Source organism: Burkholderia sp. 22313 (assembly GCF_052045245.1).
Lineage (GTDB): Bacteria > Pseudomonadota > Gammaproteobacteria > Burkholderiales > Burkholderiaceae > Burkholderia.
In genome coordinates, this window is sequence record NZ_JBQEON010000019.1 from 33539 (window position 1) to 58399 (window position 24861).

The window sequence follows — 24861 nt, forward strand, 5'->3', positions numbered from 1 at the left end:
GCGCTCGCGGCGGCGGCCGGTCAGCGGATGCGGAAGTTGCCGCCGATCCCGACACTGACGGGCGGGGCGTAATACGCGGGCGCATAGCCGTAATAGGCCGGCGCGGGTGCATAGCCGTAAGGCGGCGCGACGTAACAGCCGGACAGGCCGGCGATCAGCGCAAACGTGATGAGGACTTTGTACATGGCTCGATTCCCGGCGAAGAGGACACATGGCACCTTGCGAACGCCGCGCCGCCGCGGCCCGCGACGGCTGGCACGAAGAGGCGATCCGCCCTTCCTGTCGCTCGATGAAGCAATGCGCGGAGTCTAGCGCCGGCGCCGCCCGGACGAGTTTCGCGAGCGGTTACACGTGTTACCTCGCGTGACCGTTGAAACACGGGCGAACGGCGTCACGGCACATGCCCGCTGGCGCCGCCCGCACCACGAGCCGTGCCGGTGTTACACGAAACGTGCGCGGATGCGCTGCGCGACCGATTCGAGCGTGGCCGAATCGGCCATGTCGCGCGCGTGCAGCCGCAACTCGACGCCCTCCCAGCGCGGGATCACGTGGAAGTGCACGTGCGGGACCGTCTGGCCCGCCGCCGCGCCGTTGAACTGGCCGATGAACACGCCGTCCGGGCCGAGCGCCGCGCGTACGGCCGCCGCGACGCGCTGCGTCATGCGGATGCCGGCCGCGGCCGCGTCGCCGGACAGCTCGAAGATCTGCGCGGCCGGCTCCTTCGGGATGACGAGCACGTGACCGTCGGCCTGCGGCATGAGATCCATGATCGCGAGGGTTGCGTCGTCTTCGGCGACCTTCACGCACGGCAGTTCGCCGCGCAGGATTTTGGCGAACGGGTTGTTGTTGTCGTAGGACATGGCGTTTTCCGATGGCGGTTTGAATGGGAGATCGATGCCGGACGATTATCGGCCGACGACGGGACGGATTTCAACGTGTCAGGCCGTGTCGCGCTTGCGGTGAACAATCCGCGCCGGCGCGCACGCAATATCGCTCGCCGGATGGAATATTCGGCCGGCGCGATCCGTTTACTCCCGGTGCGGTGTCGCATTGCAGGATCGCGAACCCGCGCCGGACACCCGTCGGCTGCGCAGGCCGGCAGCCGGGATGACTGCTCGCGATCATCAACCGGAGTCATGCCATGGACCCTCTCCCGTCCTGTCGTTCGCCCGCCGCAGCCCTTCACCCGCCCGTCCTCGCGCATGTTCGCCGCACGCTGGCGCGCACGCTATGCCGCGCGGCCTGCGGCGCCGGGCTGGTTGCGTTGTCGTCCGCCTTCGCGTGGGCCGGCGGCAGTAACATCATCCTGCCGGTCGTCTCGTCCGTCACCGCGTCGACCGTGCCCGCCAACGGCGACCTCAATCCGTACGGCATCGCGTTCGTGCCGCGCGGCGTGCCGAGCTGGAGCACGCTGAAACCGGGCGACGTCGTCGTGTCCAACTTCAACGCAATGTCGAACGTGCAAGGCACCGGCACGACGATCGTGAAGCTGTCGCCCGGCAAGACGCCGGCGACCTTCTTCCAGGGCAGCAATCTCGGCCTGACGACCGCGCTCGCGGTCCTGCGCAGCGGCTTCGTGCTGGTCGGCAACGTCCCCGCGCCGAACGGCACCGTCGTCCCCCCCGGCTCGCTGCTCGTCATCGGGCCCCAAGGCACGCTCGTCACGCAACTGTCCAGCAGCACGCTGCTCGACGGGCCGTGGGACATGACCGTGATCGATCGCGGCCAGCGCGTGACCGCGTTCGTGTCGAACGTGCTGAACGGAACGGTCGCACGGATCGAGCTGGCGATCGGCAGCGACGGCGTCAGGATGCTGCCGGGCTCGCGCATCATCGCGTCGGGCTACCTGCACCGGCCCGATGCCAATGCGCTCGTCGTCGGCCCGACCGGCCTCGCGTACGACCCGAACATCGACGTGCTGTATGTCGCGTCCACCGGCGACAACGCGGTGTTCGCGATCCACAACGCCGCATCGACGAATCGTGACGTCGGCCTCGGGCAGATGATCTACTTCGACGCGACGCACCTGCACGGCCCGCTCGCGCTGGCGCTCGCGCCGAACGGGCATCTCGTGACCGCGAACGGCGACGCGGTCAACCCCGACCCGCTGCAACCGAGCGAGATCGTCGAATTCACCGTGAACGGACGCTTCATCGCCCAGATGCAGGTCGATACCGTGCCGGGGTCGGCCTTCGGCCTCGCGTTCGGGCAAGGCAGCAAGGGCCAGCCGCAATTCGCGGCCGTCGACGACAACACGAATACCGCGACGGTCTGGACCCTGCGTTCGGACAACGACAACGCACAATGACGCACTGCGTGGACGGGCCGCATCCGGCCCGTTCGAACCTGCGCGATCGACACATGCGATTCGCACACGCCGGGCACCATGCCGCCTGAGCGACGCTGCCCGGCGTCGTCACCCCCGCGATTGCCACCGCTCGCCCGAACCTGCGACACTGCCGGATCGGTGCCTGCCGGCACGCCACCGAGGACGCTCGCGCATGACGATCCCCTTCAAATCGCTGATCCTGCGCGGTGCCGCCATCGCGCTCGTCGCCGCGCTCGGCTACACCGGATACATGCTGTCGCGGCTCGCCCCGATCGCGACAGGCTATGCCGCGAAGGCGCTGTGTTCCGGCGTATTCGTGTCAGGCCGTCCGGCCGCGTCGGTGATCGACGTCGACATCATGGCCGGCGTGCATCCGCTGCTGAAACTGGTGCGGCCGTCGATCGATCCCGAGCATCATCGCGCGGTCGCGACGTTCGCCGGTTTCGCGCAACGCGAAGCGGACTTCCGGCCCGGGCTCGGCTGCACGCTCGCGCTCGGGCCGTCGCCCGGCGTGCTGCCGGCCGCGCTGCCGCCCTCCCCCGAGGCCGATCCGCCACCCGCGCAGGCGGTGCCCGTCGCGCAGGCCGCGCCGCCCGCCGGCATCGACGCACGCAAGCTGCGGAACGCGCTCGACCGTGCGTTCGACGAACCCGATCCGGCACGGCCGCGCCGCACCCGTGCGGTCGTCGTGATGTGGCGCGGCCAGGTGATCGCCGAACGCTATGCGCCCGGCTTCACGGCCGACACGCCGCTTCCCGGCTGGTCGATGACGAAGACCGTGACGGCCGCGCTGGCCGGCATCCTCGTCGCGCAACACAAGCTGTCGCCGGATGCGTCGGCGCTGCTGCCCGAATGGCGCGACAGCGGCGATCCGCGCGCGGCGATCACCCTCGATGAGCTGCTGCGGATGACGAGCGGGCTGCAATTCAACGAGGACTACGACGACCCGCTGTCCGACGTCGCCGTCATGCTGTTCACGCAGCCCGACACCGCGCGCTTCGCGTCCGCGAAGCCGCTCGCTGCGAAACCCGGCACGCAGTGGCACTACTCGAGCGGCACGAGCGCGATCATCGCGCGCGTGATGCGCGTCGCGATGGGCGGCACCGAGGACGACTACCTCGCGTTTCCGCGCCGCGCGCTGTTTGCGCCGCTCGGGATGCGCAGCGCGGTGTTCGAGCCCGATGCGGCCGGCACGCTCGGCAGCGCGTCGTTCATGTATGCGAGCGCGCGCGACTGGGCGCGCTTCGGGCAGCTTCTGCTGCAGGACGGGGTGTGGAACGGGCAGCGGCTGCTGCCGGAAGGCTGGGTGCGCTACCTGACGCGTGCGACGCCGCTATCGACGCGCGAGGAATTCGGCGCGCAACTGTGGGTCAAGGTGCCGGAGCCGTTCAACGATCGCGATCCGCACGCGAGCCCGCTGCCCGCCGACGCGTTCCATGCGGTCGGTCATGAGGGCCAGTTCGTCAGCGTGGTGCCGAGCCGCGAGCTGGTGGTCGTGCGGCTCGGGCTGTCGCGGCCGGAATCCGCGTGGAATCATGAGGCGTTTCTCGCGCGCGTGCTCGCGGCCGTGCCGGCATCCGGCTCGTGACGTGTCGTGACGTGGCGCGGCGGCGGTAGCAGTGATGCCGCCATGCCGCCGCACCGTCCGTGACCTGCGGTGCGTTACGGGTTCGCGCTGCCGGCGTACTGCTTGAAGCCGTCGCGCGTCGCCAGACGTTCGATATAGCGCCTCACCGCCGGGAAATCCGGATGCTCGAACGGCGTGCCGAACCAGCGGTTGACCGACAGGCCGATCGGAATGTCGGCGAGGGTGAAATGGTCGCCGGCCACGAACGCGCCGGTCGCCTCGAGCTGCGCTTCCAGCACCTTCATATGCTTCGTCCATCCCGCGATCGACTGCGCGATCGCCGCCGGATCCTGATGATCGGGCGACTTGCGCACGAGACCGAGAAACGCGCCGACCCACGACCGGTTCAGGTCCGCGCCCTGCCAGTCGATCCACTGGTCGACTCGCGCACGCGCCTGCGGCTCGGCCGGATAGAGCGCGTCGCCGCCATAGCGGTTCGCGAGATAGCGAATGATCGTGTTCGACTCCCACAACACGAAGTCGTCGTCCTTGATGACCGGCACGAGGCCGTTCGGATTCAGCGCGAGATAGGTCGGGTCGTTGGTCGTGCGAAAGCCCGCACCCCAGTCTTCCTGTTCGAACGGGATGTTGAGTTCGGTGCACAGCCACAGCACCTTGCGGACGTTGATGGACGGGATCTTGCCGAGGATGTGCAGCATGCAGGCTCCTTGTGAGGTCGAATGCGAAGCGTTCGGGACGCGCGACACGTCCCGAACGGGGTCACGCCGAATTTATACACGAGCTCACGAGAATCGACAGGGTCCGCACGCAAAATCGGCATTCCGGCCCGCCGCGCCTGCTTACATCGGCTTGAGCACCATCAGGAAATAGACGGTCAGCATCGCGAAGAACGCCGGATAGCCGAGCAGTTCCCAGCGCTTCGCATAGCGCCAGTAACGCTCCGGCAGCGCGGCGGCGGCGTCCGCATGCGCGCGCTTCGCGATCGCGGCCAGTTCGATCTGCAGCCACACGACCGGCAGCCAGCACGCGCCCGCGATCGCATACAGCACGATCGACGCGACGAGCCACGGCGTGTCCCACGGCCAGCCGGCCGTATGCGCGAGCCACAACCCCGATGCCGGCTGGAACAGCACGGCCGGCGTCGTGAACCACCAATCCGCGCGCACCACGAGGCGCGACACGGCGGCGATCGCCGGCACCGAGCGCGTGCGGTTCGCGAAAAACAGGTAGAACGCGGTGCCGAAGCCGGTGCCGACCATCAGCACCGAGGACAGGATATGCAGCGTCTTGACGACCAGATAGGTGTTCATGCGCGTTCTTCTTCTGAAAAAAGGATCAACAGGATCGCGAGAATCGGCACGTTCTTGAGCACCGGGCCGAATGGCTCGGCGAGCAGGCCGGGCATCGTCGCCGCGATGACGGCCGAATACGCGACGATCAGCGCGGCCTGAGCGGCCCATAGACGCCGCGACGGCGCCACGAGGGTCGCCACGCCGAACGCGAAGTCCAGCGCGCAGGCCGCATAGAGCGCGATCAGCGCAGGCAGTCCGGTCAGATGTGCGTGGGCGAGCATCGCGAGGCTGTCGTGCCGCGGATGGATGAATGCGCTGACGATGGCCGTCCAGATCCAGACCATCGCGAGTGCGCCCCGCAGCAGCGGCCGCCGCCACATCGCAAGCGCGTCGCGGCGCAGTGCGGCTGCGTCCGCGTCCGCTTCAATGAAACGCCGCAGCCCGCGCGGCGGCCGGCCAAGCACCGCCGCGAGCGCCGCGGGATCGCCGGTGTTGCCGCCGCGCAGCATCGTCCACGTGTCGCGGGTCAGCATCGCGCCCGGCATCGTGCCGAGCAGCGCGGCGGCCGCGCCGACCAATGGACCGGGCAACGCCACGCGCGCGGCCGGCGGGAAGCCCAGCGCGGTGCGATAGACGCTCAGCATCTCGCGGTACTCGACTTCGTCGCCACCGACCGCTTCGATGACCGGATTGCCGGACGCCCGCGCATCGACGAGCCGCGCGACGAGTTCGGCGAGATCGTCGACATGCACGGGACGCAACCGCTGATGGCCGCCCGCAGGCAACACGTGCACGGGCAGGCTCGCAAGCATCCGGAAGAACCGTGCCGACGTGCCGGACGCCCCGTAGACGAGCGCGGGGCGCACGATCCGGTAATCGATCGGCAACGTCTGCAGGAAGCAGTCGGCCGCGTACTTGCTGGCGAAGTACGGCGTATCGCCACGCTCGACGCGCAGCGCCGAAATCTGGATCACGCGTCGCACACCGGCGCGACAGCATGCGGCGAACAGCGCGCACGGCGCCGCCCGGTGCACGGCATCGAGCGTCGCACCGCGCCGGCCGGCGAGGATCCCGACCGCGTTGATCACGACGTCGACGCCGTCCAGCCGGGCGCGCCATGCATCGGCATCGATATCCTTCGCGAAATCGATCGCGACGTCGTGCGGGCCGGTCGCATGACGCACGCCGCGCAGCACGCGATGGCCATCGGCTTCGAGCCGCGCGCCGAGCGCCCGCCCGATGAAGCCGTTCGCGCCGCAGACGAGGATGTTCATGTCGCGCTCCGCGGTGCCGCATGCCGGCGCATCGACAACCATGCCGTGCTCATTTTCATCCTCTATTTACAGTTATTTCTGTAACGACAGAAATGCAGATTCCAAAAAAAGCGGGCTGCGTGCCCGCACGTCCGGTACCGCTTACTTCGACGACTTGCGCCTGACCGTCTGACTGATCTTCGCGCCGATGCCGAGCGCCTTCATCAGCGTGTCGGGCTTGAGCCGCAGCATTTCGTCGGACCAGGTCGTGAGCGTCTCGACGAACTGCAGCGTGTCGCGAATCCGCTGTTCGGTCTCGCGGCTCTCGTCGGCGATCTCCGGCCTCGTCAGGCAATCGCGCAGCACCGTGAGCGTCGGTTCGATCTCGCGCTGCCGCCGCCCTTCGACGATCAGCTTGAACAGTTCCCAGATGTCGGTCGACGTCTCGAAATGGTCGCGGCGATCGCCCAGCACATGCACGACCTTCGCGAGCCGCCATGCCTGCAACTCCTTCAGGCTCGTGCTGACGTTGGAGCGCGCGACGTTGAGCGTCTCGGCGATCTCGTCGGCCGCGACCGGCCGCCCGGCCAGGTACAGCAGCGCGTGGATCTGCGAGACGGTGCGGTTGACGCCCCAGCGCGAGCCCATCTCGCCCCAGTGGAGAATGAATCGTTCGGCAATCGGTGTGAGTTCCATGACGGGAAATTTAGTTTTTTCAGTTATTTCTGTCAAGAGAGAAATAAATGGCACCGACACGAATCGTCACGTGCGTGGTCGGACCCTCGGCGATTGCGCCCGTCGCCGTGCCGCGCCTTTCCCGCCGTGCCGGCCCGCTTCCATTACAATGCGCGGGATTTTTCCGATTTCAGGCCGTCCCCGCCTTTCCTGATAGACAGAGGTTTCCATGATCATCAAACCGCGCGTGCGTGGCTTCATCTGCGTGACGACTCATCCGGTCGGCTGCGAAGCCAACGTCAAGGAACAGATCGACTACGTGACTTCGCACGGCCCGATCGCCAACGGCCCGAAGAAGGTGCTCGTGATCGGCGCGTCGACCGGCTACGGCCTCGCCGCCCGGATCTCGGCCGCATTCGGCTCGGGCGCGGACACGCTGGGCGTGTTCTTCGAGCGCGCCGGCAGCGAAACGAAGCCGGGCACCGCCGGCTGGTACAACAGCGCCGCGTTCGAGAAATTCGCCGCCGAAAAGGGCCTCTATGCGCGCAGCATCAACGGCGACGCCTTCTCCGACAAGGTCAAGCAGATCACGATCGACACCATCAAGCAGGATCTCGGCAAGATCGACCTGGTCGTCTACAGCCTCGCGGCACCGCGCCGCACGCATCCGAAGACGGGCGAAACCATCAGCTCGACGCTCAAGCCGGTCGGCAAGGCGGTCACGTTCCGCGGTCTCGACACCGACAAGGAAGTGATTCGCGAAGTGTCGCTCGAGCCGGCGACGCAGGAAGAGATCGACGGCACCGTCGCCGTGATGGGCGGCGAGGACTGGCAGATGTGGATCGACGCGCTCGCTGAAGCCGGCGTGCTGGCCGACGGCGCGAAGACGACCGCATTCACCTATCTCGGCGAGCAAATTACGCACGACATCTACTGGAACGGCTCGATCGGCGAAGCGAAGAAGGATCTCGACAAGAAGGTGCTGTCGATCCGCGACAAGCTGGCCGCGCACGGCGGCGACGCGCGCGTGTCGGTGCTGAAGGCGGTGGTCACGCAGGCAAGCTCCGCGATCCCGATGATGCCGCTCTACCTGTCGCTGCTGTTCAAGGTGATGAAGGAAACCGGCACGCACGAAGGCTGCATCGAGCAGGTGTACGGGCTCCTGAAGGACAGCCTGTACGGCGCGACGCCGCACATCGACGAAGAAGGCCGCCTGCGCGCGGACTACAAGGAGCTCGATCCGCAAGTGCAGGGCAAGGTCGTCGCGATGTGGGACAAGGTCACGAACGAGAACCTGTACGAGATGACCGACTTCTCCGGCTACAAGACCGAGTTCCTGCGCCTGTTCGGCTTCGAGATCGCCGGCGTCGACTACGACGCGGACGTGAACCCGGATGTGAAGATCCCGGGCATCATCGATACGACGGTCTGACGATTGCCGTGCCCGCCGCGCGCATGCGCGGGCGGCGGGCGGCCGCTTCCGCGAGCGACGTCGACACGGCGTCGCCTCGTCCGGACACACCCGCGCCGGCAACGCGACTCCCCTTGCCGCGCGAACGCATCGGCGGCCCCCTCCGCATCCCGGGGCGACCGCGTCCCGCGCTACTCCACCTCTACTCCACCGCCCTTGCGGCGTCCCACAGCGGCCGCTGGCCCAGCGCCGCATGCCACGCTTCGAATCGCGTGCGCCACGACTCGAACGGCTCCTTCAACGGATGACGCGGATCGTCGCTGAGCGCATACGCCATCCCCTCGATCAGCCAGCGCGGCTTGGTCGCGACCGCGAGGTTGCCGAGCACTTCAGCCTGACGGTGATGAATCAGTTCGTGCGCGAGAAAGTAGGTCTGCCAGCCGCGCGGCGCGATCACCACGCCGAAATTCCCGAGCGTCAGTGCCGCGCGTTCGCCGAGCCCGAACTGGTCGGCACACGCGCGCGTCGAGCAGAACACGACGCGCGGCGCGGCGTGGAACGGGCCCACCGCCGCCGCCGCGCGCGCGTAGCCGTCGCGATAGAGCTGCTGCGCGTCGCCGAGCTTCGCGGCATCGTCCGTGCAGATGTCCGCGCTCGGGCATGACACGCCCGGCAGCAGCGCGGGCGCGACGACGCGCAGCGGCTTGACGAGCGCCCAGGCGGCGATCGGCAGCGCGACGAGCAGCGCCGTGAGGACAAAAGCGACATGGGAGCGTTTCATCGAGGCGGCAATTCCGTTGGCGTTCCGGGGCGATTTCCAGCGCCACTATATCGGACCGGCGACGCGCGGCGCGGCTATTGATGCCGCGGCGCTCGCCGCCGCCCGGCCCGGCCGGCGCGTGTTACGGCCCCATCATCCTACCCGATGAAAATGCCCGCTGCATCGCCTATACTTAGCCGCATGGCTAACTTTCAACCCGGCATCGACGACGTATTCCACGCACTGGCCGATCCGACACGCTGCGCGATCGTCAGCGCGCTCGGCGGCGGCGGGCGGACCGTTTCCGAACTGGCCGCGCCGTTCGACATGGCGTTACCGTCGTTCATGAAGCACATCACCGTGCTCGAGCGCAGCGGCCTCGTCCAGACCCGGAAAGCCGGCCGCTCGCGCACCTGCGAGCTGGTCGGCAGCCGGCTGGCGGAAGCCGAGCAGTGGCTCGCCGCGCAGCGCGCGCTGTGGGAAGCGCGCTCCGATCGTCTCGTGGAATTCGTCGAACGCCGCCACCAGGAGGAGCAAGCACATGTCTGCCAGCCACGTCGACCCCGCCGAAGCCCATGACCTCGTCATCACCCGCACGCTGCGCGCGCCGCGCCACGCGCTCTGGCGCGCGTGGACCGACCCCGAACTGCTGAAGGAATGGTGGTGCCCGAAACCGTGGACCACCGAAGTGCGTGCATTCGACCTGCGCCCGGGCGGCGCCTTCCATACGTTCATGCGCGGCCCGGACGGCGGCACGAGCGACAACCCCGGCTGCTTCCTCGAGATCGTGCCGCAAGCGCGGATCGCGTTCACGTCGATGCTCGCGGGCGGCTGGCGGCCGCAGGTACCGTGGATGGGCTTCACGGCCGTCATCACGATGGCCGACGACGACGGCGGCTGCCGCTACGAAGCACGCGTGATGCATCCCGACGCGGCGACGCGCGAGCGGCACGAGGCACTCGGGTTCTTCGAGGGCTGGAACATCTGCATCACGCAGCTCGACGAATTCGCGGCCGCGTTGCGCTGAATGCGGCCGAGTGTACGGTTCGATTGCATGCCGTCACGTGGGCGCCTAGGATTCCAGATGGAAGCACGACGACACGCCGGCATCCGGCGTGCACCGTCGTGCGCGTTCCGCGGGAGGCGACATGCTGCACATGCACACGCATTCGACCCGGGTCAGCCGGCACCTGAACGCGCCGCGCGGGCGCGTCTACCGCGCGCTGCTCGACCCGCATGCCGTCGAACAATGGAAGGTGCCCGACGGCATGACATGCCGCGTCGACGCCTATGACGCGCGCGAAGGCGGCGCGCTGCGGGTGTCGCTGAGTCACGACGAATCGTCTGACGGCACCGGCAAGACCACCGCGCACACCGACACCTATCACGGCCGCTTCGTGACGCTCGTGCCCGACCGGCAGATCGTCGAAATCGACGTGTTCGAAACCGACGATCCGATGCTGCGCGGCGCCATGACGATCACGATCACGCTGTCCGACGAAGCAGGCGGCACGCGCGTCGATGCGGTGCACGACGGGGTGCCGCCCGGCGTGCCGGCGGCCGACAACGAGACTGGCTGGCGGATGGCGCTCGCCCGGCTCGCGGCGCTGGTGGAGCAGGATTAGCGGTCATTCGCGTTGCGCGGCGCCGGAGCCGCCCCGGCCACATCCAGGATTCCCCCGCTCGCGCTGCCCGGCAGCACGAAACGCCGCCGCGTGCGACACTGGCCCGCCCCCGCGTGCCTCGCTCGCCACCCCGCCCGGCCTGCGCACGCGCCCATCCGGATCCGCACGAGGAGCCCCGCACGATGAACGCCGCGCGTACCGCCACCTGGTATTTCGATTTCGTTTCGCCGTTCGCGTATCTGCAGCAGGAACGGTTCGACCAACTGCCGCCCGCCGCCGCCTACACGCCGAAGCCGATCGTGCTCGGCGCGCTGCTCACGCACTGGGGCCAGAAGGCGCCGGCCGAGATCGCGGCGAAGCGCATCTTCACCTATCGCCACGCGCAATACCGCGCGGACAAGCTCGGCATTGCGTTCCGGATGCCGCCCGCGCATCCGTTCAACCCGATCCGGCCGCTGCGTCTCGCGATCGCGATGGGCAACTCGCCCGACGCGATCCGGCGGATCTTCCGCCACATCTGGCGCGACGGCCACGACGTAGCGACGCCGGACGGCTTCGCCGCGCTGTGCGAGGCCGTGGGCTTTCCGGAAGGCGTGACGGCCGTCGAAGCCCCATCGGTGAAGGACGCGTTGCGCGCGAACACCGATCAGGCGATCGCGCATGGCGTGTTCGGCGTGCCGACCTTCGAACTCGACGGCGACCTGTTCTGGGGCGACGACGCGACCGACATGTTCGTCGACTGCGCAACCTCCCGCGCGTGGCTCGACTCGCCCGAAGTGCGCCGCATCAGCGCGCTGCCCGAAGGTATCCGGCGTGGCTGACGGCGCCTACGATTCGCGCCCTTCGACGAGCGCGGGGACAGCCTCCCGCATCATCGCGACGAAGCGCACGAGCCGCGACGGATAGAACTGCGCGTGCGGGTAGGTCAGGTAGACCGGCAACGGCGCGGCCTGCCAGTCCGGCGCGAGATGCACGAGCTCGCCGCGCGCGAGAGGGTCCGCCAGCAGCCACGACGAACCGACGCACGCGCCGACCCCGAGCAGCGATGCGCTGCGCAATGCGTACAGGTTCTCGGTCGTGAAGCGCGGGCGGATCGCGATGCGTCGCGTGTCGCCGGTGACGGTGTGCGTCAGCGTCAGCTCGGTCCGGTAGTACGTGCGCAGCGCGAGCCACGGCAACGCGGCGAGCGCGTCGGGATCGGCGGGTACGTCCGCGCCGTTCAGCACGGACGGCGCGGCCACCACGAAGCGCGGCACCTTCGTCAGCCGGATCGCGACGACACCCGGATCGGTCGGCTCGCCAACCTGGATCGCGCAGTCGATCCCGCTGCCGACGAAGTCGCGCACCTCGTCCTGCAGCAGCCATTCCACCGACACCCGCGGATAGTCGCGCAGGAACTGCGCGAGCGGCGCGACGAAGCGCTCCTGCCCGAACGCGTGCGGCACCGCGACCCGCAGCAGCCCGTCGGGCTCCTCCTGCGCGCCGCGCAGATCGGCCTCGAACGCCGCCCAGTTCGCCAGCAACGCCTTCGCGCGCGTGAAGCAGCGCTCGCCGTCGACGGTCAGCCGCATCGCATGGGTCGTCCGCTGCAGCAGCCGTATCCCGAGCGAGCGTTCGAGCGCCTGCAGCCGTCGGCTGACGGTCGGCTGCGTCGTATGCAACTGCACGGCGGCAGCCGACAGGCTGCCGGACTCGACTATGCGCACGAAGGTTTCCATCAGCTCGAAACGATAGCCGGCACCGTCGACTGGCACCGTCTGAATGCGCTGAAACCCGCCAGCAGCGGGCAAAGCAGAGGTCTTCTCGGTCATTCGCGAAGCGTATAACAAATCTGCGCCGGGCGGCACTACCGTGGCCGGCCGCCGGTCGGCACACTGCCGTCCATCCGTTACCCGAACAAGGATGTACGCGATGTCCACTCCGACCCGCCTCGCCGCCGCGCCCCGCGCGGCCCATGCCTCGGCCCCCGCGGCCGCTTTCTCGATGCCCGATCGCCGCCTCGTGCTGCTGCTCGCGGCAGCGGCCGGCCTCGGCGTCGCGCCGCTCTACTATGCGCAGCCGATGCTCGCCGCGCTCGGCCCCGATCTCGGCGCGTCGGCACGCGCAATCGGCTTCGTGCCGACGCTCACGCAGCTCGGCTATGCGCTCGGCATCCTGCTGCTCGCGCCGCTCGGCGATCGCTTCGACCGGCGCCGCGTGATCGTGACGAAAGCCGCCGCGCTGGTCGGCGCGCTGCTGCTCGCGGCGCTCGCGCCGTCGCTCGGGCTGCTGCTGGCCGCGAGTTTCGCGATCGGCCTGACCGCGACGATGGCGCAGGACGTCGTGCCGGCCGCCGCGACGCTCGCGCACGACACGCATCGCGGCCGCATCGTCGGCACGGTGATGACGGGGCTGCTGCTCGGCATCCTGCTGTCGCGCGTCGTCGCCGGCTTCGTCGCGGAAACGGCCGGCTGGCGCGCGATGTTCGCGCTCGCGGCCGCCAGCGTCGCCGCGATCGGCATCGTGGCCGCTCGCCGGCTGCCGCGCTTCGAACCGACCACGCAGCTGTCGTATCGCGCGCTGATCGGCTCGCTCGGCGAATTGTGGCGCCGTCATCCGGCGCTGCGCCGCGCGGCGCTCGCGCAAGGGCTGCTGGCCATCGGGTTCAGCGCGTTCTGGTCGACGCTCGCGGTGATGCTGCACGGCGCGCCGTTCCACCTCGGCAGCGCGGCCGCCGGCGCATTCGGTCTCGCAGGCGCCGCCGGCGCGCTGGCCGCCCCGGTGGCCGGACGCCTCGCCGATCACCACGGACCGGAGCGCGTCACGCGACTCGGCATCGGGATCGCGACGGTGTCGTTCGCCGTGATGGCCGCCGCGCCGCTGATGACGCCGCACGCGCAGCTCGCGCTGCTCGCCGCCGCGACGATCGGCTTCGATCTCGGTACGCAGGCCACGCTGATCGCGCACCAGTCGATTGTCTACCGGATCGATCCGGCATCACGCAGCCGCCTCAATGCAGTGCTGTTCGTCGGCATGTTCATCGGGATGGCAGCCGGTGCCGCGCTCGGCAGTGCACTGCTCGCGCAACTGGGCTGGAATGCGGTGATCGTGCTGGCGGTGGCGACGTCGCTCGCGGCGCTGGCCGTGCGGGTGTGGCGCCGGTAACGCTGGCAGCGCTGGCAGCGCGAATGCGAGGCGGGCAGGCCGCAGGGCTTGCCCGCCTTTTCTTTTTGTTTTCGTTCGGTGCTACGCGACACGGCGCGGCGCGATAGTGCCGTGCAAGGCACGAACCGCATTCGCTCATCCGATGCAAGGTCCGCGCCGGCTCGCGGCATTGTCCAGTTCAACCGATTATTTCTCCGCCCTGACGGAAGGATGCGCACGCAACCGTATGAGGATTCGGCCGGCCGCGCCGCACGGCCCCCTCCAATCCGGCCCCGTCAAAAAAACGCGTTTTCTCAGGGGATTCCCGGTATTTTTTCCCATTTTCTTCGAAATTACCGGTGACATACTTGCCACCCATTGCGCTCCGGTCGGAGCGCGCTTCCTGATCCTGTCGGCCGCATGTCATGCGCTGCGTGTCCGCCGGGGTCGCAGAACATGAACAATTTCGACACCACGATCCAGATCTTCCTCACCCACATCACGCTCGACCCATTGATGAACCATGCGATCCGCGTGATCGCCGGCCTCTATACGTTCAAGGGTTTCGTGCTCATCCCCGTGCTGTGCTGGCTATGGTTCCAGCCGGGGCCGCAACGCGAACGGCAACGCGAGCTGGTCGTCGCGACGGTCGCGAGCGGGCTCCTCGCGCTCGCGTTCGGCCGGCTGCTCGCAAAGGTCCTGCCGTTTCGCGTGCGGCCGATCTACAACCCCGATCTGCACCTGCACTTTCCGTCCGAAGAACTGCGTGCGGCCACGCTGCAGGCATGGAGCTCGTTCCCGAGCGATCACGCGATGCTGTGGATGGCGATCGCAACGGGCATCTTCATCATCGCGCGCCGCGCCGGCGTGTTCGCGCTGCTGTATGCGGTCGTGTTCATCTGCGTGCCGCGCGCGTATCTCGGCTATCACTATCCGACCGACCTGATCGCCGGTGCGGCGATCGGCATCGCGATCGCGTGGCTGCTGACGCGCGACGGGATTCGCGCGCGATTCGCGCCGCAGGTGCTGGAGGCGATCCGGCGCTTCCCCGCGCCGGCCTATACGCTCGCTTTCCTGCTGTGCTTCGAGTTGATCACGCAGTTCGACGAACTGCTGACGCTCGCGCGGTCGGTCAAGCACACGGCGATGTAACGGGACGGCGCCGCGATGCATCCGCTGCTGTCGTCACGACGCCCCGGCACGCGCTGCCGGCCCTGTGCAGTCGCATCGCGCCATGTGCATGCCGCCGCCCGCGTCGCCGCCGCAGCCGCGATCGCGACCGCGCACGTCAGTCGCGATCGGGCGCGCCGAGCGGGAAGAACGCACGATACGGCCGCGCTTCGTCGACCGCCCGCGCGAACGACGGCCGCGCCAGCAGCCGCTTGCGATACGCGATCACGTTCGAGAACGACGGATCGATCCGGTGCGTCCAGTCCGCGTAGAACAGGAACGGCGCCGCGCCGCAGTCGGCGAGGCTGAAGCGGTCGCCGGCCGCCCATTCGCGATCGGCCATCGTGCGATCCAGCCACGCGTACGACGTGTCGAGCATCGCGCGCGCATCGGCAACACCCCGCGCATCGCGCTCGTGCGCCGGCCGCAACGCGTCGAACACGATCTTCTGCTGCGGCGTCGCGACATAGTTGTCGAAGAAACGATCCATCGTCCGCACGTCCAGCGCCGCGCGCCGGTCATCGGGCACGAGCCGCACGGGGCCCGGATGGTAGAGGTCGAGGTACTCGACGATGATGGTCGCCTCGATCACGGTGCGGCCCGCGTCGACGAGCACCGGGAAGCGCTTCATCGGCCATCGCTCGGCCAGTTCCTGCATCGGCTTCGGATCGTCGTGCGCGAGTACGCGATAGTCGAACGGCGTGCCGTTTTCGTACAGCGCGGTCAGCACCTTCTGGCAGTAGGACGAAAAGGGATGGGCGTATAGCGTCGGCGTCATCGCGGGGGCTCCCGGGGTTTCGGCGCCGCGTCATGCGGCGCCATGTGATCGGATACCTTGACGACGAACGGCATCAGGCCGATTCGACACCGGTCCGACTATTTTTTTCCGTGGTGCGGTATCGCGCCGCCGTTACGATCGGCCGTCCATCACGACGCGGCCTTCGCCGCGCCAGCGCAGCATCCCGCCGCCGAGGTTCGCGACCGCGTCGAAACCGGCCTTCAACAGGATCACCGTCGCCTGCGCGGAGCGGCCGCCCGCGCGGCACACGGTCACGATCGGCCGGTCGCGCGCGAGCTCGCCGGTGCGGGCGGCCAGTTCGCCGAGCGGAATCGGCGTCGCGCCGGGCAGGTGGCCAAGCGGGCCGCTGAATTCGTCCGGCTCGCGCACGTCGACGACCTGCACGGCCGGCAGGTGATCCTCGAGCCATTGCGGATCGATTTCCCAGAACCCGGCGAACGTGTAGACGAGCGGCGCCCAGTCCGCCTGCACCGGCACATCGGGCGCGTTCTCGGCGAAGCCGCACCGCAGGTTCGCGGGCACCGCGACGTCGATCTGGCGCGGATGCGCGAGCCCGAGATTGCGCATGTAGCCCGCGAAATCGTCCTCGCTGAGATCGCCGCCCAGACGCGGGTTGAAGCGCCGCTCCTCGCCGACGCTCGTCACCGTCAGCCCGCGATAGTCGTGCGCGGGATACAGCAGGCAGGCGGCCGGCAGCGTGAACAGCCGGCCGTGCACCGCGCGATACAGCGCACGCGGGTCGCCCTGCTGGAAGTCGGTGCGGCCGGTGCCGCGGATCAGCAGGCAGTCGCCGGTGAACGCCATCGATTCGTCGTCGAGCACGAGGCTGATGCAGCCGCTCGTGTGGCCCGGCGTCGCGCGCACGGTCAGGTAGCGCGTGCCGAATGCGCAGCGATCGCCATCGTTCAGGTAGCGGTCGGCCCCCTGCGCGCCGCTCGCGGCCGAGATCGCGATCGCGCTGCCGGTGCGCTGTTTCAGCAGCCACGCGCCCGTCACGTGATCGGCGTGCACGTGCGTATCGATCGTCGCGACGAGCCGCAGCCCGAGCTCGTCGAGCAGCGCCGCGTCGCGGCGCACCTGTTCGAACACGGGATCGATCAGCAGCGCTTCGCGCGATGCGCGGTCGGCAAGCAGATACGTGTAGGTCGACGATTGCGGGTCGAAAAGTTGCCGGAAGATCATGGCGAAGTCGCTCCGTCGGCTGGGCGTGCGGGTTGGGTGGAGGGTGCGGTTCGTGCGCATGGTGCCGGTTGCGCAACCGGCCGCGCCGGCGCGCGGCGCGCGCGTTCCTACAGCGTAGTGCAAAACGCGCGCGCCACCCGCATCGTTGCATGCGGCGGGACCTCGTGCCGCGCCCGGACCATCGCGCGCGCTGCCTTACGCCCTTACACTACCGCCTGTTCTCGTCTTACGTTCACAGGAATTGCGTCCCATGTCTCTGACGATCGATCCGAAGCAGGCCGCCGCGCTGCTGGCCGTCGCCGACACCGGCAGCTTCGAGCAGGCCGCCGTGCGCCTGCACGTGACCGCATCGGCCGTCACGCAGCGGGTCCGCGCGCTGGAGGCGAGCCTCGGCACGCCGCTCGTGCTGCGCACGCGGCCGTGCCGGCCGACGGTCGCGGGACAGCGCGTGCTGCAGCATCTGCGCCGCGTCGCGCTGCTGCAGGCCGACCTGCAAAGCACGCTCGCGACCGAGCGCGAATCGCCGATCTCGGTCACGATCGCGCTGAACTCCGACAGCCTCGGCACCTGGTTCCTGCCCGCGCTGACGTCGGTGCTCGCGGGCGAGCGCATCCTGTTCGAGCTGATCGTCGAGGACCAGGACCACACGTTCGCGCTGCTCGAAAGCGGGATGGCCGTCGGCTGCGTGACGACCGAGCCGAAGCCGATGCGCGGCTGCGTCGCGACGCCGCTCGGCACGATGCGCTACCGGCTGCTCGCGGCGGCCGCGTTCGCGGGGCGCTGGTTCCCGCGCGGCCTGAATCGCACGAGCGCGCGCGCGGCGCCCGTCGTCGCGTATTCGCGGCGCGACACGCTGCAGTCGTCGTTCCTGAAGGAGAAGTTCGGGTTGCCCGAAGGCGCGTATCCGTGCCACTACGTGCCGGGCACGCACGCGCATTTCGCGGCGGTGCGGCACGGGCTCGGCTACGCGATGGTGCCGGAGCCGCTGATCGGCGGCGCGCCGCTCGATGCGCAGGGGCTCGTCGATCTCGCACCCGTGCATCCGACCGACATCACGCTGTACTGGCATGCGTGGACCGTGCAGTCGCCGACGATGGCGTCGCTGTCCGCACGGGTGGTCGAAGCGGCGCGCCGGCTGCTCGCGCCGCTGCCGACGTGACGTGAGGCACCGCGCGTCGCGCACGGCACCGTGGTGGCCTTACGCGCGACGCTGCGCGAAATACGCGCCGACCGCGTCGATGAAGGTGTCGATATCCGCGCGCGACACGTCGCAGTGCGTGACGAAGCGCGACGCATACAGCATCTGCGTGAGGATCCCGCGTTCCTTCAACCACGCCTCGAGCGGCGCGCAGTCTGCTTCGGGAAATTGCGCGAACACCATGTTGGTCGCGTGCGACAACACCTTCACCGGCTCGATGCGCGCGAGCCCTTCGGCGAGATGCGCGGCGTTCGCGTGATCGTCGGCGAGCCGCTCGACGTTGTGGTCGAGCGCATACAGGCAGGCCGCCGCGAGAATGCCCGACTGTCGCATCCCGCCGCCCAGCACCTTGCGCCAGCGCTGCGCGCGCTCGACCAGCGCGCGATTGCCGACCAGCACCGAACCGACCGGCGCGCCGAGCCCTTTCGAAAAGCAGATCGACACGGTATCGAACGGCGCGCACAACGCGGCGATCGGGCGGCCCGATGCGACGGCCGCATTGCACACACGGGCACCGTCGAGGTGCGTGGCGAGCCCGCGACCGCGCGCGAGCGCGACGGCTTCCTGCACATAGTCTTCCGGCAACACCAGCCCGCCGATCGTGTTTTCGAGCGCGAGCAGGCGCGTGCGGGCGAAGTGATTGTCGAGCGGCTTGATCGCCGCGGCGATCTTCGCGAGCGGCAGCGTGCCGTCGGGCGCGTTCTCGATCGGCTGCGGCTGAATGCTGCCGAGCACGGCCGCGCCGCCGCCTTCGTACTTGTAGGTGTGCGCGAGCTGGCCGACGATGTATTCGTCGCCGCGTTCGCAATGGGCCATCAGCGCGGCCAGGTTGCTCTGCGTGCCGCTCGGGAAGAACAGGCCGGCTTCCTTGCCGGCCCGCTCGGCCGCGACCGCCTGGAGGCGCAGCACGGTCGGGTCGTCGCCCCATACGTCGTCGCCGGTTTCGGCGGCAGTCATCACGGCCAGCATGGCCTGGCTCGGACGTGTCACGGTATCGCTGCGTAGATCGATCATTCTTCGTGCCCTGAGTGAACGCGGACCGGAACCGATGCGCCCGGCCCTGCCGAAACGAGACTCAGAGTGTACGCAATTCGTGCGGCACGTGCCGATGCCCGGCTGCGCACCACGTCCGGCCGCCGGCCGCCGGGCCCGATACCGGGCGGCACCGCGCCGCGCGCCGACGTCTCCGCATCCGCCGCATCGTTCCGATGATGCGACGCGCCATATTGCCGCACGTGCGGCAGACCGCCACGCCGCGGCCGCCCGCGTCGCACGCGGCGTTCTTGATACGAATCAACGATTTATCCCGAAATCGCGGCCGGCGGGCTGGACATCTGCGACGAGTTGGCACATTTCGCGGCGCAACATCGCGACCCATACTCCAGCCAACCCCGACGCCCCCTCCGTCGGGGGCCGCCGGCACCCGCCGGCGGGTATCGTCAGCCTCGGTCATCTGGTATGGACACCGCATTTTCGGCCCTCGATCTGGCCCGCCTGCAATTCGCGTTCACCGTCTCCTTTCACATCGTCTTCCCGGCGCTGAGCATCGGCCTCGCCAGCTTCATCGCCGTGCTCGAATATCGCTGGCTGAAGACCGGCAAGCAGTACTACAAAACCCTCTGCCTGTTCTGGTCGAAGATCTTCGCGGTCGCGTTCGGGATGGGCGTCGTCTCCGGCGTCGTGATGAGCTATCAGTTCGGCACCAACTGGTCGGGCTTCTCGAGCTTCGCCGGCTCGGTCACCGGCCCGCTGCTGATGTACGAGGTCATGACCGCGTTCTTCCTCGAAGCCGGCTTCCTCGGCATCATGCTGTTCGGCTGGAACCGCGTGAGCCCGCGCGCGCACTTCGGCGCGACGCTGATGGTCGCGGTCGGCACGATCATCTCGACGTTCTGGATCCTCGCATCGAACAGCTGGATGCAGACGCCGCAGGGCTTCGAGATCGTCGACGGCCGCGTCGTGCCGACCGACTGGTTCGCGATCATCTTCAACCCGTCGTTCCCGTACCGCCTGTTCCACATGGCGATCGCCGCCTTCATCGTCGCCGCGCTGGTCGTGGCCGCGACGGGCGCATGGCACCTGCTGAAGGGCCGCCGCGACAAGGGCGTGAAGAAGATGTTCTCGATGGCGCTGTGGCTGCTGCTGGTGCTCGCGCCGCTGCAGGCCGTGATCGGCGACCAGCACGGCATCAACACGCTGAAGCACCAGCCCGCGAAGATCGCCGCGATCGAAGGGCTGTGGGATACCGAAAAGGGCGGCACCGCGCTCAACCTGTTCGGCATTCCGGACATGAAGGCCGAAACGACCCGCTACGCGGTGAAGGTGCCGCACCTCGGCAGCCTGATCCTCACGCACAGCTGGGACGGCGAGATCCGCGGGCTGAAGGACTTCCCGCCGGAAGACCGCCCGAACTCGACCATCGTGTTCTGGAGCTTCCGGATCATGGTCGGCCTCGGCTTCGCGATGATCGGTCTCGCCGCGCTCGCGTGGCTGCTGCGCCGCCGCGGCAGCCTGTATGAATCGAAGTGGTTCCAGCGCTTCGCGCTCGTGATGGGCCCGACCGGCTTCGTGTCGCTGCTCGCGGGCTGGGTGACGACCGAAGCGGGCCGCCAGCCGTGGGTCGTGTATGGCGTGATGCGCACCGCGCAGGCGGTGTCGCCGCTGTCGGTGCAGCAGGTCAGCCTGTCGATGATGACGTTCGTGATCGTGTATTTCCTCGTGTTCGGCACCGGCGTGTACTACATGCTGAAGCTGATGAAGGCCGGCCCCGCGCTGCCCGACGCGAAGCACGACGACACCCCCGACACGCGCCTCGATCACACCGCACGCCGTCCGATGTCGGCCGTCGACGAACTGATCGAGACCATCTGAGCCCATCCCATTCGCAAACGAGAAAACCTATGGACGTCACCGTAATCTGGGCCGCGATCATCGCATTGGGGCTCTTCATGTACGTCGTGCTCGACGGCTTCGACCTCGGCATCGGCATCGTCTTCCCGTTCTTCCCGGACGAAACGGAACGCGACCTGATGATGAACACCGTCGCGCCCGTGTGGGACGGCAACGAGACGTGGCTCGTGCTCGGCGGCGCCGGGCTGTTCGCGGTGTTCCCGATCGTCTATTCGACGGTGCTGTCGGCGCTGTACCTGCCGCTGATCTTCATGCTGGTGTGCCTGATCTTCCGCGGCGTGTCGTTCGAGATCCGCGCGAAGGCGCGGCGCACGAAGCAGCTGTGGAATCTCGCGTTCATCGGCGGCTCGGCCGGCGCGACGCTGTTCCAGGGGATCGCGCTCGGCGCGTTCCTGCAGGGCATCGACGTGAAGGACGGCGTGTACGCCGGCGGCGCATTCGACTGGCTCACGCCGTTCAGCCTGCTGACGGGGTTCGGCCTGATCGCCACGTATGCGCTGCTCGGCTGCTGCTGGCTCGTCGCGAAGACGGAAGGCGACCTGCAGCGGCGCCTGCATCGCGTCGTGTGGCCGCTGACCGTCGTGCTGCTCGGCTTCATCGCGGTGGTCAGCCTGTGGACGCCGCTGCAGGATCCGGCCATCGCGCAGCGCTGGTTCGAGTCGGGGCTGTTCTGGCGGCTGCTGCCGGTGCCGTTCCTGGTCGCCGGCTGCGCGGTGTGGATGCGTCGCGCGGTGCGCGACCGGCACGACATGACCCCGTTCGTGCTCGCGCTGGCGCTCGTGCTGCTCGGCTATGTCGGGCTGCTCGTCACGATGTTCCCGTATGCGATTCCTCAGACGATGACGATCTGGGAAGCGGCCGCGCCGCGATCGAGCCAGACCTTCACGCTGGTCGGCGCAGCGGTTATCCTTCCGGTCATCATCGCCTACACGACGATGGGTTACTGGGTATTCCGAGGCAAGGTGCGCCATGAAGACCAGCATTACTACCATCACTGATTCCGCCGCCGGGCAGCCCGGGCAGCCCGCTGCGCAGAAGCCGCGCATGCGCGGCTGGATGTGGTTCGTCGTGCTGTGGGCGGGCGGCGTGCTCGGCGCCGTCACGCTCGGCTACGTGTTCAAGATCTTCATGAACCTGACGCTGTTTGCGGTGAAGTAAGCCGGCCGGCATTCCACCACCCCGACGCATCACGCCTCCGTCGATGGCCCGGCGGATGCGTCGCCCACACCGCCACGGTGCAGGTTATTGCGGCGCTCGCCGCACAACGCCGAGCTTCAATCCCAGCATGCCGAATATGCGGTTCATCGTCTGGACCGTCCCGTCGCTGCGACCCTGTTCGATATCCTGAATCGTCTCGTCGATACGCCGGCGAGCTTCGCCATTTCGGCACTCGTCATCCGCATCGTCTTCTTCAGATGGCGCACCGCCGATCGAGTTGCCGGCGCCCGCGAGCAGCAACGGCCAGTCGGAACGCTCCTCGGCAGTCTCGGGGAAATCGAGTCGATGCAGCAGTTCCCGACGGCCAAACCCTTGCGGCAGCAAATCAATCAGGAAAACGGGCCAATGGGACGTCAACAGTGGCTCGAGGTCGACGGGAAAGGCATGACATCGCGCGCGCGTCGCGGGCGGACTGACGACGAACGATCCATTCGACGTCGTAGCCCGTATCGGCGCGGCCGCGCCACCCCTCGTCCGGTTCGCCGAACAGGGTGACGCCGCCGACGTCATGCCAGATACCGTCGGCGTGAAGCTGGATCGTGCAGGAAGCCCTCATTCAAGTAGAAATTTATACAAAATACGTCACTCGACTTCAGTGAATTACATAAATTTCTGCCGAAATAAAAACTACGCCGTTCGATCGACGTGGTGAGCCCCGCCTACCCCCGCTCGCGCAGCGCCGCCTCGATCTTGCGGTCGGTCTTGTACTGGCTCAGCGCATACACCGACCAGATCGCGGCCGGCAGCCAGCCGATGATCGTGAGTTGCAGGATCAGGCAGATGATCCCGGCGATCGGACGGCCGATCGTGAAGAACTGGAACCACGGCAACAGCAAGGCAAGTAAAAGGCGCATCGGGAATCCTCTGGAAGCGTCGTTGAACGTTCACGCGCAGCCAATATGGCGGGTCGCGCGCCCCATTTCAAGCCCTGCCCGCCACGCACGCGCGGACGCAGCCGGCCTTCGGCCTACGCCGAATCGGCCAGCCAGCGCGCGACACGCGTGACGAGCGGATCCGTTTCGTCGAAGCACTCGACGCCCGCCACACGCGGCGCGTCGCAAATCGTGAACACCGGCTTGCCCCACTGCAGCCCGAGCGCGATCTCGGATAACGTGCCGAGCCCGCCGCCCACCGCGACCAGGCACAGCGACGCGCGCGCGATCAGCGCATTGCGTGTAATGCCCAGCCCGGTCGGCAACGCGACCGTCAGATACGGGTTCGCTTCGCGCGCATCGTCCTCGGGCAGCAGCCCGATCGCGCACCCGCCCCCCGCCTGCGCGCCGCGCGCGGCCGCCTCCATCACGCCCTGCTTGCCGCCGCCGACGATCGCGATGCCGGCCGCCGCGAGCGCATGCGCGACCCGCTCCGCGATCCGCATCTGCTCGTCGGTCGCCTCGCGCGGGCCGATCACGCCCACCGGCGTGCGATGCCGCCGCGCGCCGCGCTGCCGCTGCGCGAGTCGCGCCAGCGCGTCGCACGCCGCTTCCGACCACTCATCCATGACGCCGTTGCCGTACAAGGCCTTCCCCCAATGCAAGAACGCAGGTGCAGATCGCCGTCAGCACGATCGACAGCACGGCCGCCTGCGAGAAATCGGTTTGCCCGTCCGACAGCTTCAGGTACATCAGCAGCGGCAAGATGTTGATCTGCGTGCCGGCCAGCGCGAGCGCCGTGCCGTAGGTGCCGAGCGCGATCGCCGTGACGAGGCACCACGCGGACGCGACCGACGGCCACAGTTCGCGCCACGCGACGTCGAGCCACGCGCGCCACGGCCGCGCGCCGAGCGTCAGCGCCGCCTCGAGCGGCCGCCGGTCGAGATTCGCGAGCGCCGGGTAGATCATGAGTGCGACCCGCGGAATCAGGTAATACGCATACGCGACCGCCAGCCCCGGCATCGTGTAGATCGCGCCGCCGAGCACGTTCGGGTCCGCGCCCAGCGACGCCGCCAGCGTGGTGACGAAGCCGGCGCGGCCGAACGCGAGGATGAAGCCGTACGCGATCACGAGCCCGGAGAACGCAAGCGGCACGCCGAGCAGCGCGAGCAACCCGTGGCGACGGGCCGGCGATTGCCCGGCCAGCGCGAACGCGACCGGCACGCCGACGCCGACCGACAGCGTGCCCGCGCCGGCCGCCAGCGCCAGCGAACGCACGATCGCATCGGCAACGAGCGGGTCGCGCAGCACCGCGGCGAACGCAAGGCCGCCGTCCGTGAACGCCGAGCCGACGAGCGCGGCGAGCGGCAGCACGAAGCACACCGCCAGCAGGATCGCCGCCGGCACCGCGCCGAAGCGGCGCAGCGCGCCGGATTCGGCCATCGAGGTCTGCATC

The 24861-nt window shown here is 68.5% G+C and carries 27 protein-coding genes and 1 pseudogene; 13 read left to right on the top strand and 15 right to left on the bottom strand.

Annotated elements, in window-relative coordinates; genetic code table 11:
• Positions 1–20: 20 nt before the first annotated feature.
• Positions 21–185 (bottom strand): hypothetical protein, encoded by a 165-nt coding sequence (locus tag ACTJKF_RS17140; protein ID WP_014900893.1) that lies wholly within the window; start codon positions 183–185, stop codon positions 21–23.
• A gap of 255 nt (positions 186–440) precedes the next feature.
• Entirely contained in the window at positions 441–860 is a 420-nt protein-coding gene (locus tag ACTJKF_RS17145) for an HIT family protein (protein WP_440624690.1), read from the bottom strand.
• Positions 861–1141: 281 nt separating this feature from the next.
• Here ACTJKF_RS17145 and ACTJKF_RS17150 point away from each other — a divergent pair, with 281 nt between their 5' ends.
• Complete coding sequence (locus ACTJKF_RS17150) at positions 1142–2308, top strand: hypothetical protein (protein WP_440624691.1); 1167 nt, start codon at positions 1142–1144, stop codon at positions 2306–2308.
• A gap of 193 nt (positions 2309–2501) precedes the next feature.
• Positions 2502–3917: a serine hydrolase domain-containing protein gene (locus ACTJKF_RS17155; protein WP_440624692.1), complete on the top strand. Its 1416-nt coding sequence runs from the start codon at positions 2502–2504 to the stop codon at positions 3915–3917.
• Between the two features lie 74 nt (positions 3918–3991).
• Here the strand turns inward: ACTJKF_RS17155 and ACTJKF_RS17160 are convergent, their stop codons facing one another.
• From ACTJKF_RS17160 to ACTJKF_RS17175, 4 genes are all read right to left on the bottom strand, one after another.
• The gene (locus ACTJKF_RS17160; RefSeq protein ID WP_440624693.1) at positions 3992–4615 is read right to left on the bottom strand and encodes a glutathione S-transferase family protein; all 624 of its coding nucleotides are present in this window, start codon (positions 4613–4615) and stop codon (positions 3992–3994) included.
• A 141-nt stretch (positions 4616–4756) separates the two neighbouring features.
• Positions 4757–5227, bottom strand: a complete 471-nt coding sequence (locus tag ACTJKF_RS17165; protein WP_440624694.1) for a DUF2269 family protein — start codon at positions 5225–5227, stop codon at positions 4757–4759.
• A complete protein-coding gene (locus ACTJKF_RS17170; RefSeq protein WP_440624695.1) occupies positions 5224–6483 on the bottom strand; it encodes an SDR family oxidoreductase in 1260 nt (419 codons plus the stop codon). Before ACTJKF_RS17170 ends, ACTJKF_RS17165 begins: the two co-directional genes overlap by 4 nt.
• 141 nt (positions 6484–6624) lie before the next feature.
• Entirely contained in the window at positions 6625–7158 is a 534-nt protein-coding gene (locus ACTJKF_RS17175) for a GbsR/MarR family transcriptional regulator (RefSeq protein ID WP_322022759.1), read from the bottom strand.
• A gap of 208 nt (positions 7159–7366) precedes the next feature.
• Between ACTJKF_RS17175 and fabV the strand changes: the two genes are divergently transcribed.
• On the top strand, positions 7367–8569 hold the full coding sequence (gene fabV, locus ACTJKF_RS17180; protein WP_440624696.1) for an enoyl-ACP reductase FabV: 1203 nt from the start codon (positions 7367–7369) through the stop codon (positions 8567–8569).
• 181 nt (positions 8570–8750) lie between these two features.
• On the opposite strand, the gene ACTJKF_RS17185 is transcribed toward fabV, so the two are convergent.
• Complete coding sequence (locus tag ACTJKF_RS17185) at positions 8751–9329, bottom strand: hypothetical protein (RefSeq protein WP_440624697.1); 579 nt, start codon at positions 9327–9329, stop codon at positions 8751–8753.
• A 180-nt stretch (positions 9330–9509) separates the two neighbouring features.
• Here ACTJKF_RS17185 and ACTJKF_RS17190 point away from each other — a divergent pair, with 180 nt between their 5' ends.
• From ACTJKF_RS17190 to ACTJKF_RS17205, 4 genes are all read left to right on the top strand, one after another.
• A complete protein-coding gene (locus ACTJKF_RS17190; protein ID WP_440624778.1) occupies positions 9510–9887 on the top strand; it encodes an ArsR/SmtB family transcription factor in 378 nt (125 codons plus the stop codon).
• Positions 9850–10335 carry an SRPBCC family protein gene (locus ACTJKF_RS17195; protein ID WP_440624698.1) on the top strand — a complete coding sequence of 162 codons (486 nt, stop codon included), beginning with the start codon at positions 9850–9852 and terminating at the stop codon, positions 10333–10335. Before ACTJKF_RS17190 ends, ACTJKF_RS17195 begins: the two co-directional genes overlap by 38 nt.
• Positions 10336–10456: 121 nt before the next feature.
• Complete coding sequence (locus ACTJKF_RS17200) at positions 10457–10933, top strand: SRPBCC family protein (protein ID WP_440624699.1); 477 nt, start codon at positions 10457–10459, stop codon at positions 10931–10933.
• 182 nt (positions 10934–11115) lie between these two features.
• The gene (locus ACTJKF_RS17205) at positions 11116–11754 is read left to right on the top strand and encodes a 2-hydroxychromene-2-carboxylate isomerase (RefSeq protein ID WP_440624700.1); all 639 of its coding nucleotides are present in this window, start codon (positions 11116–11118) and stop codon (positions 11752–11754) included.
• 6 nt (positions 11755–11760) lie between these two features.
• On the opposite strand, the gene ACTJKF_RS17210 is transcribed toward ACTJKF_RS17205, so the two are convergent.
• On the bottom strand, positions 11761–12744 hold the full coding sequence (locus tag ACTJKF_RS17210) for a LysR family transcriptional regulator (protein ID WP_440624701.1): 984 nt from the start codon (positions 12742–12744) through the stop codon (positions 11761–11763).
• A gap of 100 nt (positions 12745–12844) precedes the next feature.
• On the opposite strand from ACTJKF_RS17210, the gene ACTJKF_RS17215 reads away from it, so the two are divergent.
• Together ACTJKF_RS17215 and ACTJKF_RS17220 are read left to right on the top strand one after the other, a co-directional pair.
• Complete coding sequence (locus ACTJKF_RS17215; protein ID WP_440624702.1) at positions 12845–14077, top strand: MFS transporter; 1233 nt, start codon at positions 12845–12847, stop codon at positions 14075–14077.
• A 435-nt stretch (positions 14078–14512) separates the two neighbouring features.
• Entirely contained in the window at positions 14513–15208 is a 696-nt protein-coding gene (locus ACTJKF_RS17220) for a phosphatase PAP2 family protein (RefSeq protein WP_440624703.1), read from the top strand.
• 136 nt (positions 15209–15344) lie between these two features.
• Here ACTJKF_RS17220 and ACTJKF_RS17225 read toward each other — a convergent pair whose 3' ends face one another.
• Entirely contained in the window at positions 15345–16004 is a 660-nt protein-coding gene (locus tag ACTJKF_RS17225; RefSeq protein ID WP_440624704.1) for a glutathione S-transferase family protein, read from the bottom strand.
• A gap of 132 nt (positions 16005–16136) precedes the next feature.
• Positions 16137–17207 carry an MBL fold metallo-hydrolase gene (locus tag ACTJKF_RS17230; protein WP_440624705.1) on the bottom strand — a complete coding sequence of 357 codons (1071 nt, stop codon included), beginning with the start codon at positions 17205–17207 and terminating at the stop codon, positions 16137–16139.
• Positions 17208–17457: 250 nt separating this feature from the next.
• On the opposite strand from ACTJKF_RS17230, the gene ACTJKF_RS17235 reads away from it, so the two are divergent.
• Positions 17458–18366, top strand: a complete 909-nt coding sequence (locus tag ACTJKF_RS17235; protein WP_440624706.1) for an HTH-type transcriptional regulator ArgP — start codon at positions 17458–17460, stop codon at positions 18364–18366.
• 39 nt (positions 18367–18405) lie between these two features.
• On the opposite strand, the gene ltaE is transcribed toward ACTJKF_RS17235, so the two are convergent.
• Positions 18406–19419, bottom strand: a complete 1014-nt coding sequence (gene ltaE / locus ACTJKF_RS17240; RefSeq protein ID WP_440624707.1) for a low-specificity L-threonine aldolase — start codon at positions 19417–19419, stop codon at positions 18406–18408.
• Between the two features lie 444 nt (positions 19420–19863).
• On the opposite strand from ltaE, the gene ACTJKF_RS17245 reads away from it, so the two are divergent.
• From ACTJKF_RS17245 to ACTJKF_RS17255, 3 genes are read left to right on the top strand one after another with little or no spacing between them, the layout of a single operon-like run.
• Positions 19864–21276 carry a cytochrome ubiquinol oxidase subunit I gene (locus ACTJKF_RS17245; protein ID WP_440624708.1) on the top strand — a complete coding sequence of 471 codons (1413 nt, stop codon included), beginning with the start codon at positions 19864–19866 and terminating at the stop codon, positions 21274–21276.
• Between the two features lie 29 nt (positions 21277–21305).
• Positions 21306–22313 (top strand): cytochrome d ubiquinol oxidase subunit II, encoded by a 1008-nt coding sequence (gene cydB / locus ACTJKF_RS17250; protein WP_440624709.1) that lies wholly within the window; start codon positions 21306–21308, stop codon positions 22311–22313.
• Positions 22285–22473 (top strand): hypothetical protein, encoded by a 189-nt coding sequence (locus ACTJKF_RS17255; protein WP_440624710.1) that lies wholly within the window; start codon positions 22285–22287, stop codon positions 22471–22473. The genes cydB and ACTJKF_RS17255 overlap by 29 nt, the downstream gene beginning before the upstream one ends.
• A gap of 84 nt (positions 22474–22557) precedes the next feature.
• Here the strand turns inward: ACTJKF_RS17255 and ACTJKF_RS17260 are convergent.
• The 4 genes and pseudogenes from ACTJKF_RS17260 to ACTJKF_RS17275 form a co-directional block, all read right to left on the bottom strand.
• Positions 22558–22742, bottom strand: a pseudogene (locus ACTJKF_RS17260) (helix-turn-helix domain-containing protein); the annotation flags it as partial.
• A 450-nt stretch (positions 22743–23192) separates the two neighbouring features.
• On the bottom strand, positions 23193–23387 hold the full coding sequence (locus ACTJKF_RS17265) for a YqaE/Pmp3 family membrane protein (RefSeq protein WP_440624711.1): 195 nt from the start codon (positions 23385–23387) through the stop codon (positions 23193–23195).
• A 113-nt stretch (positions 23388–23500) separates the two neighbouring features.
• The gene (locus ACTJKF_RS17270) at positions 23501–24034 is read right to left on the bottom strand and encodes a TIGR00725 family protein (protein ID WP_440624712.1); all 534 of its coding nucleotides are present in this window, start codon (positions 24032–24034) and stop codon (positions 23501–23503) included.
• Positions 24027–24860 (bottom strand): ABC transporter permease, encoded by an 834-nt coding sequence (locus ACTJKF_RS17275; RefSeq protein WP_440624713.1) that lies wholly within the window; start codon positions 24858–24860, stop codon positions 24027–24029. The genes ACTJKF_RS17270 and ACTJKF_RS17275 overlap by 8 nt, the downstream gene beginning before the upstream one ends.
• Position 24861: the final 1 nt, after the last annotated feature.

Coding starts and splice junctions, on each gene's coding strand:
- ACTJKF_RS17195 (WP_440624698.1), top strand. CDS start 9,850: ATGTCTGCCAGCCACGTCGACCCCGCCGAAGCCCATGACCTCGTCATC.
- ACTJKF_RS17165 (WP_440624694.1), bottom strand. CDS start 5,227: ATGAACACCTATCTGGTCGTCAAGACGCTGCATATCCTGTCCTCGGTG.
- ACTJKF_RS17225 (WP_440624704.1), bottom strand. CDS start 16,004: ATGACGCCGACGCTATACGCCCATCCCTTTTCGTCCTACTGCCAGAAG.
- ACTJKF_RS17235 (WP_440624706.1), top strand. CDS start 17,458: ATGTCTCTGACGATCGATCCGAAGCAGGCCGCCGCGCTGCTGGCCGTC.
- ltaE (WP_440624707.1), bottom strand. CDS start 19,419: ATGATCGATCTACGCAGCGATACCGTGACACGTCCGAGCCAGGCCATG.
- ACTJKF_RS17185 (WP_440624697.1), bottom strand. CDS start 9,329: ATGAAACGCTCCCATGTCGCTTTTGTCCTCACGGCGCTGCTCGTCGCG.
- ACTJKF_RS17245 (WP_440624708.1), top strand. CDS start 19,864: ATGGACACCGCATTTTCGGCCCTCGATCTGGCCCGCCTGCAATTCGCG.
- ACTJKF_RS17200 (WP_440624699.1), top strand. CDS start 10,457: ATGCTGCACATGCACACGCATTCGACCCGGGTCAGCCGGCACCTGAAC.
- ACTJKF_RS17175 (WP_322022759.1), bottom strand. CDS start 7,158: ATGGAACTCACACCGATTGCCGAACGATTCATTCTCCACTGGGGCGAG.
- ACTJKF_RS17145 (WP_440624690.1), bottom strand. CDS start 860: ATGTCCTACGACAACAACAACCCGTTCGCCAAAATCCTGCGCGGCGAA.
- cydB (WP_440624709.1), top strand. CDS start 21,306: ATGGACGTCACCGTAATCTGGGCCGCGATCATCGCATTGGGGCTCTTC.
- ACTJKF_RS17265 (WP_440624711.1), bottom strand. CDS start 23,387: ATGCGCCTTTTACTTGCCTTGCTGTTGCCGTGGTTCCAGTTCTTCACG.
- ACTJKF_RS17205 (WP_440624700.1), top strand. CDS start 11,116: ATGAACGCCGCGCGTACCGCCACCTGGTATTTCGATTTCGTTTCGCCG.
- ACTJKF_RS17190 (WP_440624778.1), top strand. CDS start 9,510: ATGGCTAACTTTCAACCCGGCATCGACGACGTATTCCACGCACTGGCC.
- ACTJKF_RS17170 (WP_440624695.1), bottom strand. CDS start 6,483: ATGAACATCCTCGTCTGCGGCGCGAACGGCTTCATCGGGCGGGCGCTC.
- ACTJKF_RS17230 (WP_440624705.1), bottom strand. CDS start 17,207: ATGATCTTCCGGCAACTTTTCGACCCGCAATCGTCGACCTACACGTAT.
- fabV (WP_440624696.1), top strand. CDS start 7,367: ATGATCATCAAACCGCGCGTGCGTGGCTTCATCTGCGTGACGACTCAT.
- ACTJKF_RS17275 (WP_440624713.1), bottom strand. CDS start 24,860: ATGCAGACCTCGATGGCCGAATCCGGCGCGCTGCGCCGCTTCGGCGCG.
- ACTJKF_RS17140 (WP_014900893.1), bottom strand. CDS start 185: ATGTACAAAGTCCTCATCACGTTTGCGCTGATCGCCGGCCTGTCCGGC.
- ACTJKF_RS17220 (WP_440624703.1), top strand. CDS start 14,513: ATGAACAATTTCGACACCACGATCCAGATCTTCCTCACCCACATCACG.
- ACTJKF_RS17270 (WP_440624712.1), bottom strand. CDS start 24,034: ATGGATGAGTGGTCGGAAGCGGCGTGCGACGCGCTGGCGCGACTCGCG.
- ACTJKF_RS17155 (WP_440624692.1), top strand. CDS start 2,502: ATGACGATCCCCTTCAAATCGCTGATCCTGCGCGGTGCCGCCATCGCG.
- ACTJKF_RS17210 (WP_440624701.1), bottom strand. CDS start 12,744: ATGACCGAGAAGACCTCTGCTTTGCCCGCTGCTGGCGGGTTTCAGCGC.
- ACTJKF_RS17255 (WP_440624710.1), top strand. CDS start 22,285: ATGAAGACCAGCATTACTACCATCACTGATTCCGCCGCCGGGCAGCCC.
- ACTJKF_RS17160 (WP_440624693.1), bottom strand. CDS start 4,615: ATGCTGCACATCCTCGGCAAGATCCCGTCCATCAACGTCCGCAAGGTG.
- ACTJKF_RS17215 (WP_440624702.1), top strand. CDS start 12,845: ATGTCCACTCCGACCCGCCTCGCCGCCGCGCCCCGCGCGGCCCATGCC.
- ACTJKF_RS17150 (WP_440624691.1), top strand. CDS start 1,142: ATGGACCCTCTCCCGTCCTGTCGTTCGCCCGCCGCAGCCCTTCACCCG.